Annotated in this window: 8 protein-coding genes; 7 read left to right on the forward strand and 1 reads right to left on the reverse strand. The window is 67.1% G+C overall.

Annotated features, from left to right (window positions below; genetic code table 11):
- The 4 genes from ACLQ6X_RS10380 to ACLQ6X_RS10395 form a co-directional block, all read left to right on the forward strand.
- A partial coding sequence (locus ACLQ6X_RS10380; RefSeq protein WP_411700088.1) for a nitrilase-related carbon-nitrogen hydrolase occupies window positions 1–260 on the forward strand: 260 nt, incomplete at its 5' end.
- A 31-nt stretch (window positions 261–291) separates the two neighbouring features.
- Window positions 292–1,350, forward strand: coding sequence for a response regulator (locus ACLQ6X_RS10385; protein WP_411700089.1), 1,059 nt, complete (start codon window positions 292–294; stop codon window positions 1,348–1,350).
- A complete protein-coding gene (locus ACLQ6X_RS10390) occupies window positions 1,347–1,742 on the forward strand; it encodes a response regulator (RefSeq protein WP_411700090.1) in 396 nt (131 codons plus the stop codon). Before ACLQ6X_RS10385 ends, ACLQ6X_RS10390 begins: the two co-directional genes overlap by 4 nt.
- Entirely contained in the window at window positions 1,739–3,487 is a 1,749-nt protein-coding gene (locus ACLQ6X_RS10395; protein ID WP_411700091.1) for an ATP-binding protein, read from the forward strand. Before ACLQ6X_RS10390 ends, ACLQ6X_RS10395 begins: the two co-directional genes overlap by 4 nt.
- 19 nt (window positions 3,488–3,506) lie before the next feature.
- Here the strand turns inward: ACLQ6X_RS10395 and ACLQ6X_RS10400 are convergent, their stop codons facing one another.
- Window positions 3,507–4,703, reverse strand: coding sequence for a pyridoxal phosphate-dependent aminotransferase (locus tag ACLQ6X_RS10400; protein ID WP_411700092.1), 1,197 nt, complete (start codon window positions 4,701–4,703; stop codon window positions 3,507–3,509).
- 76 nt (window positions 4,704–4,779) lie between these two features.
- Here ACLQ6X_RS10400 and ACLQ6X_RS10405 point away from each other — a divergent pair, with 76 nt between their 5' ends.
- The 3 genes from ACLQ6X_RS10405 to ACLQ6X_RS10415 all read left to right on the forward strand — a co-directional run bounded on the left by ACLQ6X_RS10405 (window position 4,780) and on the right by ACLQ6X_RS10415 (window position 7,724).
- The gene (locus tag ACLQ6X_RS10405) at window positions 4,780–5,343 is read left to right on the forward strand and encodes a hypothetical protein (protein ID WP_411700093.1); all 564 of its coding nucleotides are present in this window, start codon (window positions 4,780–4,782) and stop codon (window positions 5,341–5,343) included.
- 86 nt (window positions 5,344–5,429) lie between these two features.
- The gene (locus ACLQ6X_RS10410) at window positions 5,430–6,176 is read left to right on the forward strand and encodes a PKD domain-containing protein (protein WP_411700094.1); all 747 of its coding nucleotides are present in this window, start codon (window positions 5,430–5,432) and stop codon (window positions 6,174–6,176) included.
- A gap of 96 nt (window positions 6,177–6,272) precedes the next feature.
- Complete coding sequence (locus ACLQ6X_RS10415; protein ID WP_411700095.1) at window positions 6,273–7,724, forward strand: S1C family serine protease; 1,452 nt, start codon at window positions 6,273–6,275, stop codon at window positions 7,722–7,724.
- Window positions 7,725–7,829 lie beyond the last annotated feature (105 nt).

Genomic DNA, 7,829 nt, shown 5'->3' on the forward strand with positions numbered 1-7,829 from the left:
ACCACTGGCGCACCCTCCTCACGGCGCGCGCGATCGAGAACACGATCTACATCGCCGCGGCCGACCAGGCCCCGCCCACGGGCGTGGGAAACAGCATGATCCTCGACCCCATGGGAGTCGAGATCGCGACGGTCGGAGAGACTACGGATGTCGCGGTCGCCTGGCTCTCGCTCGACCGGGTAGCCCAGGCCAGGAAGGTGAATCCGGCTATTAGTCTTCGCCGGTTCGGCGTTGCCGCGATCGACCCTTCTCTCCCGTAGAGTTGAGCTAGTTATTTGGGGAGGAACTGTAATGGCCGAGGCCTATCGAGTTGTAGTCGTCGAGGACGACGCTGACGTCGCTTTCTACACCAAGACGGTGTTGGAGAAGCGCGGCGGTTGTGTCGTCGAGACCGTGTCCGACCCCTCCCTGGCCCGCGCCGTTATCGACGCCTTCCTGCCCGACGTGGTCGTGACCGACATTGAGATGCCCGGCATCAACGGTCTCGAGCTGATGGAGCAGGTTCGCACCGACCACCCCGGCATCCCGATCGTCGTGATGACGGCCCACATCTCGGTCGACTACGCGGTCGGCGCGCTCAACGCGCAGGCCGACGAGTTCCTCATCAAGCCGATCAGCGCCTCCGACCTCGTCACCGCGGTCATGCGACTGGCTGCCGACGGTCGCGCCGCCCGCTCCGGCCAGAGCGACAGCCCGCGCGAGAGCGTCCTCGCCATCGGAACGCACCCCGACGACGTCGAATTCGGCATCGGCGGCATTCTCGCCGCGCACCGTGCAGCGGGTGACACCGTCACCATCCTCACGCTCTCGCGCGGAACGTCCTCGGGCCAGCACACCGACCTCGAGCACGAATCCCTAGCTGCCGCGGAGATCCTCGGAGCCCGTCTCTTCCTCGAAGACCTCCCGGTCGGCACGATCGACACCGGCTCCGCCGCCGTCGAGACGATCGCCCGCGTCGTCGCCGAGGTCTCGCCGACCATCGTCTACACGCACAGCGTGAACGACGACGACGCCGCGCACCGTGCCACGCACGAGGCAGCGCTCGCCGCGGCATCCGATGTCCCGACGTTCTTCGCCTTCCAGAGCCAGTCGTCCACCGTCGACTTCCGCCCGTCGAAGTTCGTCTCGATCGACGGCTACACCGACACCAAGCTGGCCCTCGTCGAGTGCTTCAGCGGGGAAGCCGGCATCCGGTCGTACCTCGAGCCCGAGTTCGTTCTCGCGTCGGCCCGCTACTGGGGTCGATTCGGCGGAGGCACGAGCGTCGAACCGCTCGAGACGGTTCGCGAAGCTGCTCCCGCAACCGGCTCGGCACAGCCGGTCGCCGCAAGCTCAATCAGCGAAGCGTGACCACGCCCGCCGTGCCAGCGGCTTCCGGACTCGACACACGGGTTCGGGTGCTGATCGTCGAAGACAGCGACGATCAGCGGCTGCTGTTGCGCCGCTACTTCGAACGTGCGGGCTGCGACGTTCGCGTCGCCCCGAGCGCCGAAGAAGCGATCACCGCCTACGGCATCGTCACCCCCGACCTCGCGGTCATCGATCTCGTGCTTCCCGGAATGGACGGCTGGGAGCTGGCGGTGCGCCTCGGGGCGGACAATCCGGAGTGTGTCATCGCGATCACCTCGGTGCTCAACACCGAGGACTATCCGACCGGCCACCACTCGCTGCCGAAACCCGTCACCGGCGCGAATGTGCGCCAGATCCTCACCGACTTCGTTCCGAAATGGAATGCCGCGTGAAGTTGTACCACTGGGTGCTCGACACCATCAGGGTAGACACGGCCTCGACCTTCCTCAAGCAGGGCCCGCTCGCGATCGCGTTCTTCGGCGCCGTACTCATCGTCGTGATCTCGCCGAACATGGACTTCACCGTGTGGCCGGCGGCACTGCTCGGCATCTGGGGTGTGCTCATCGCCACCGCCTTGGCCGCGCTGTTGAGCTACCAGCCGTCGCTGGTTCGACTCGCGATCCTCGTGCCGGTGCTCGACCTGCTCGCACTCAGCGCCTTCCGCGCGGGCACGGGCGGCAACCTGTCGCCGTTCAGCTCGCTCATCATCCTCCCGGTCATCTGGATCGCCGCGCAGCCCGGGCGCCGCTACATCATCATCGCGGGCGTCGGCACGTTCGTCGCCCTCACCGACATCCTCGGGTTCAGCACCGCCGCGACATCCGGAGACCTTCTGCGGTCGGCCTTCGCGCCCGTCGTCTTCGCGATGGGTGCCGCGATCATCAACGAGATTTCCCGCCAGGGCCGTGTGCAGGTCGAGTCCGTGCGCCGGCTCGCCGAGGAGCGCGAGGTCATGCTGCGCGGCGCGGAGGACTACACCAAGCGCCTACGTGAGAACGAGGCGCAGCTGCGCGCGGCCGACAAGCTCACCCGCAGCGTCTTGGACGCGGTGACCGAACAGTCGGTCGTCGGCACCGACGTGACGGGAAGCATCGACGTCTGGAATCCGGGTGCGGAGCGCATGCTGGGCCTGACGGCAGCCGAGGCCCAGCGCAAGAAATTCATCTACGACTTCCACGTGGCCGACGAGCTCGACGAGCGCTCGCGCGAGCTCAACTACCCGCCGGGCGAGACGGTGCTCACCCCGGGATTCTCGGCGCTCGTCGAGTCCGCGCGGTTGGGCACGCCCGAAGTTCGCCAGTGGACCTACCTGCGCGCCGACGGGCTGCAGCTCGCGGTCGAGGTGGCGGTAACGCGGCGAGTGAACGACTTCGGCGACACCGCCGGCTACCTGTTCGTCGCGACCGACGTCACCCAAGCGCTCGAGGTGTCGCGGCTCAAAGACGAGTTCGTGGGTCTCATCTCCCACGAACTGCGCACCCCGCTCAGCTCGATCCTCGGCTACCTCGAACTCATGCGCGACGACGCCGACGATCCGCTCTCCGACGAGCAGATGATGTACCTGGGCATCGCCGAGCGCAACGCGCACCGACTGCTGCGGCTGATGGGCGACCTGCTGTTCACCGCCCAGGTGGGCGCGAACTCGTTCAACATCGAGCGGTCGGAGGTCGATATCGCACCGGTGGTGCGCGCCTCCATCGAGTCGGCGAGCCCCGTCGCCGTCGCGCAGGGAGTGACGATCGTCGAGGATGTCGACGACGAATTCGCGCTCGTGAGCGGCGACCCCACGCGCATCGGACAGGCGATCGACAACCTGCTGTCGAACGCGATCAAGTTCACACCACGCGGCGGAAACGTGACCATCGCGGTGTCGAGCGACGGCGACGAGATCGTCGTGCGCCTGACCGACACCGGCATGGGAATTCCCGCCAACGAGCTCGACCAGCTGTTCTCGCGATTCTTCCGGGCGTCCACTGCCACGCGCGCCGCGGTTCCCGGTGTCGGGCTCGGACTCACGATCACCAAGGCGATCATCGACGCGCACGGGGGATCCCTCGACGTGGAGAGCGAGGTCGGTGTCGGAACCACCTTCATCGTTCGCCTGCCGCGGATTACCGCGGCGGTCGAGTCGGCCTGAGCCGGCCGCCTGATCCGCGCTAGCGCGCCAGGGCACTCAGCCGGGCCACGGCCTCGTCGAGCACGGTCTCGCGCTTGCAATAGGCGAACCGTACGAGCGAAGAGTATTCGGCGCGACTCTCCGGCCGAACGAACGCGCTGATCGGCACACCGACGACTCCGGCGAGCCCGGGCAGGGCGCGGCAGAACTCCTCCGCGTCGTGGTAACCGAGAGGCGCAGCATCCGCCACTACGAAATATCCGGCCTGCGGCCTCGTCACGGCGAAACCGGCGTTGGCGAGGCCCGCCGACAGTAGGTCACGCTTGCGGCCGAGGATGGCGGCGATGCCGGTGAAGAAGGAGTCGGGCAGGGCGAGACCCACCGCGATCGCCGGCTGGAAGGGCGCGCCGTTGACGAAGGTCAGAAACTGCTTCACGGCGAGGATCGATGAGACGATCTCGGGCGGCGCGGTGATCCAGCCGATCTTCCACCCGGTCGTGTTGAAGGTCTTGCCGGCGCTCGAGATCGTGATGGTGCGCTCGCGTGCGCCGGGCAGCGTGACGATCGGGATGTGCGGCGCGTCGAACACGAGGTGCTCGTACACCTCGTCGGTCACGATGAGTGCGTCGTGTTTCGTCGCGAGTTCGACAATGAGCTGCAGCGTCTCTCTCGAGAGCATCGAGCCGGTGGGATTGTGCGGGTTGTTGATCAGGATGAGCCGCGTGCGGTCGGTGATGGCGGCGCGCAGCTCGTCGGGGTCGGGCTGGAACTCCGGCGCGTGCATCGGCACCGTGACGTGGGTGGCTCCGGCGAGACCGATGACCGCGCCGTAGGCGTCGTAGAAGGGCTCGAGGGTGACGACCTCGTCGCCCGTCTCGGTGAGCGCGAGGATCGTGGCGGCGAGCGCCTCGGTGGCTCCGGCGGTGACCAGGACTTCGCGGTCGGGGTCGACGCTGAGGCCGTAGAAGCGTTGCTGGTGGGCCGAGATCGCGTTGCGCAGAACGGGCATGCCGGTGCCGGGCGGGTACTGGTTGAAGCCGTCGGTGATCGCCTGGCGCGCGGCCTCGAGCACTTCGGCCGGACCGTCTTCGTCGGGGAATCCCTGACCGAGGTTGATGGAACCCGAACTGGTCGCGAGCGCGCTCATCTCGGCGAAGATCGTGGGTCGCAGCCCGCCGTCATCGCCGAGCAGCATTGCCCCTCGAGCCGCGTGCTGCCAAGAACCGGAGACTGTCATCGTGGTTTAAGCCTAACCGCCCCGTGGCTGTGGATAATTCGCGGCTCGCGTCGTCGATTTGGCCTATCTTGTGCGGATGCGAACCAAGCGACGTTCGGCCCTCGTCACACTCGTGCTGGTCGCCGCCCTTGCCGCGACCGGGTGTGCGCCCGAGGGTCCGGTCGCCGACGATACGCCCACCCCGACCAGCACCCCGCTGTTCGCCTCCGACGAGGAGGCACTGGCCGCGGCGAAGGAGGCGTATGCGGCGTATCTCGCTATGACAGACCAGATATTCGCGGACGGCGGAAAAGATCCCGAGCGTCTTCTCGACGTCGCCACGCAGCAGATATTCGATGCTCAGGTCGAGGGATACAAAACCGCGGCTGATAACGGCTGGACTGGTACGGGTCAGACCAAACTTGATTCCGTTTCGCTCCAGGAATATGACGCAAATCGGGTGACGGCGGCTGTTCGAATTTATGGTTGTGTCGACTTGTCTGAGGTCGATGTCGTAGACGCGACCGGCGCGACAGTTGTTTCCCCTTCCCGCCCCGACCGCTCTCCCACCGAGATTTCGTTTGATGTGGACGGGAAGACCAATGCGCGACTGATCGTTTCGGGGGAGAGACCGTGGTCCGGCGACAATTTCTGCGATTGACGGCGTGGGCGATCGCGCTCGCACTTGTGGTGGGACATCCCACACACGCTATTGCGGCCGATCCGATGATTCCCTGCCCGGATAGCGTGAGGAGAACCACGGGGTGCCCGGGTGTACAGGCCTTTATTGACGGAGACACGGCGAACATTCGGACCGACGAGAACAGCAACTCCGGTGGCGGCAGCGGCTCCAACCGCGACAGCACCGGCACGCCGCGGCCCTTCAACAAGAACCAGCTGAACAACGAGCAGCGCCGTGCCTACGAGACGCAACTCGAGAGCGAGGCGGCAGCCCAAGGTGGCTTCTACCGCGCGGAGTTCTGGACCACCTACACGGGAACCCCGCCCACCAATGTCACACTCTCCGATATCGCGAGCTTCCGCCCGATGACGGGCGGCAACTATATGGAGCCCAACGGCTGGATCGTGGTCGGCCTCGACACGAACTTCTACTCCGACGCGTCCGCGCAGATCGTGAACGGCACGCTCCTCGGTCTGCCCGCCTCGGTGCGGTTCAGCTCGCGCTCGTTCACCTGGACCTACGGCGACGGGTCGAGCCGGTCGAGCGCGACGCCCGGCTCGAGCTGGGCCGCGCAGAACGTCGCCGAGTTCTCGCCGACCGCGACGAGCCACGTCTTCGACGAACCCGGCGTCTACACGATCGATCTGACCGTCGAATACTCCGCCGAATACCGCTTCGGTGCCAGCGGATGGGTCGCGATCCCCGGCACGCTGCAGCTGCCGGCGAACAGCATCACGGCCACCGCCGCTGATGCCGCCACCGTGCTGGTGAACCGCGATTGCCGTGACAATCCCGAGGGTCCGGGCTGCTGAAAACCCGGGTCTCGAAAGCCGAGGTTTGCTTTCAGCGCACACATATAAAACGTTCAGGTTAGCGCGGGATGCTTACTGCGCTGGAAGGAGCACCTGATGACTGACACCCCCGAGATTCCCGCAACACCCGTAAACTCCACACCCCCCACCCCGGTAAATCCCGCACCTCCGGCACCCCCTGCGCCACCGGCGCCGCGAGCCCTCTCTGAGGCCCCCCAGGCTTCCGCAGCCCCGGCCGTCGCGCAGCCCCTCCCACACTTCGAGAGCTCGGCGACTCCACCGGCTCCGCCCGCCAACGGCACCCCCGCCAAAGACGGTTCCTCGTTCCGCCGCAACCGTCCCGTGCTGCTCGTCGCGGCCCTCGCCGTCGGCGCTCTCGTCGGCGGTGCAGCCGGCGGCGGCATCGTACTCGCGCTCACCGACGGCAACGGCGGATCCTCGGTCGGCGCGGTCACCTCGCCCGCGAACATCACCGTCAACAACCCCGACAACGCGACCACTGTCACGGCGGTCGCCGCCACAGCGACGCCGTCAGTGGTGACGATCTCCGCAAGATCTAGCGACGCCGGCGGAACGGGCTCGGGCGTCGTCCTCAGCGACGACGGCTACGTGCTCACCAACACGCACGTCGTCACGCTCGACGGGGCCACCGGCGACGCGGCGATCCAGGTGCAGACCAACGACGGCCGGCTGTTCTCGGCCTCCATCGTGGGCACCGACCCGATCTCCGACCTCGCGGTCATCAAGATGGAGGGCGTGACCGACCTGCAGCCTGCGTCGTTCGCCGACTCGAGCAAGCTCAACGTGGGCGACACCGCCATCGCGATCGGCGCTCCTCTCGGCCTTTCGGGCACGGTAACCGACGGCATCGTTAGCGCGATCAACCGCAGCATCACGATCGCGTCCTCGGCGGCACCGACTGACCCCGAGGCGACCGCACCCGACCCGTCCACGCCCGACGACAACCTCTTCGAGTTCGGATTCCCCGGACAGCAGGACGAGAGCCAGCCCGCCCCCACCGCCAGCTCCTCGACGATCTCTCTGGCCGTCATCCAGACGGATGCCGCGATCAACCCCGGCAACTCGGGCGGCGCCCTTCTCAACGCCGACGGCGAGGTGATCGGCATCAACGTCGCCATCGCCAGCGCCGGTGGCACGAGCGCCGCCTCACAGTCGGGCAGCATCGGTGTGGGCTTCGCGATTCCGGCGAACCTCGCCGAGCGCGTCGCCAAGGAGATCATCGCCAACGGTTCGGCCACTCACGGCCTGCTCGGCGCATCGATCAGTGACGTCACGGAAGACAGCGCGCAGACCGACAGCGCCACCGTCGGTGCGAGCATCCAAGAGACGACACCCGGAGGCGCCGCGGCTGCAGCCGGTCTCGTTTCGGGCGACGTGATCACGGGCATCAACGGGCTCCCGGTCACGGGCAAGACCGACCTGACCGCCCAGGTGCGCGCCCTCGCCGGCGGTGCCGAAGCCACGATCACCTACGTGCGCAATGGCGAGGCGTCGACCGTCGATGTGAAGCTCGGCACGCTCTCCTGACAGGTACCCAGCCAGCAGGCGGAGGGGCACCCGACTTAGGTACCGTGCCCCACCCCCCCTTAAAGGGGGCCCGCCCAGCGGCTGATAGGCTCAACCCACCCCCCC

Source organism: Conyzicola sp. (assembly GCF_046714715.1).
Classification (GTDB): Bacteria; Actinomycetota; Actinomycetes; order Actinomycetales; family Microbacteriaceae; genus Conyzicola.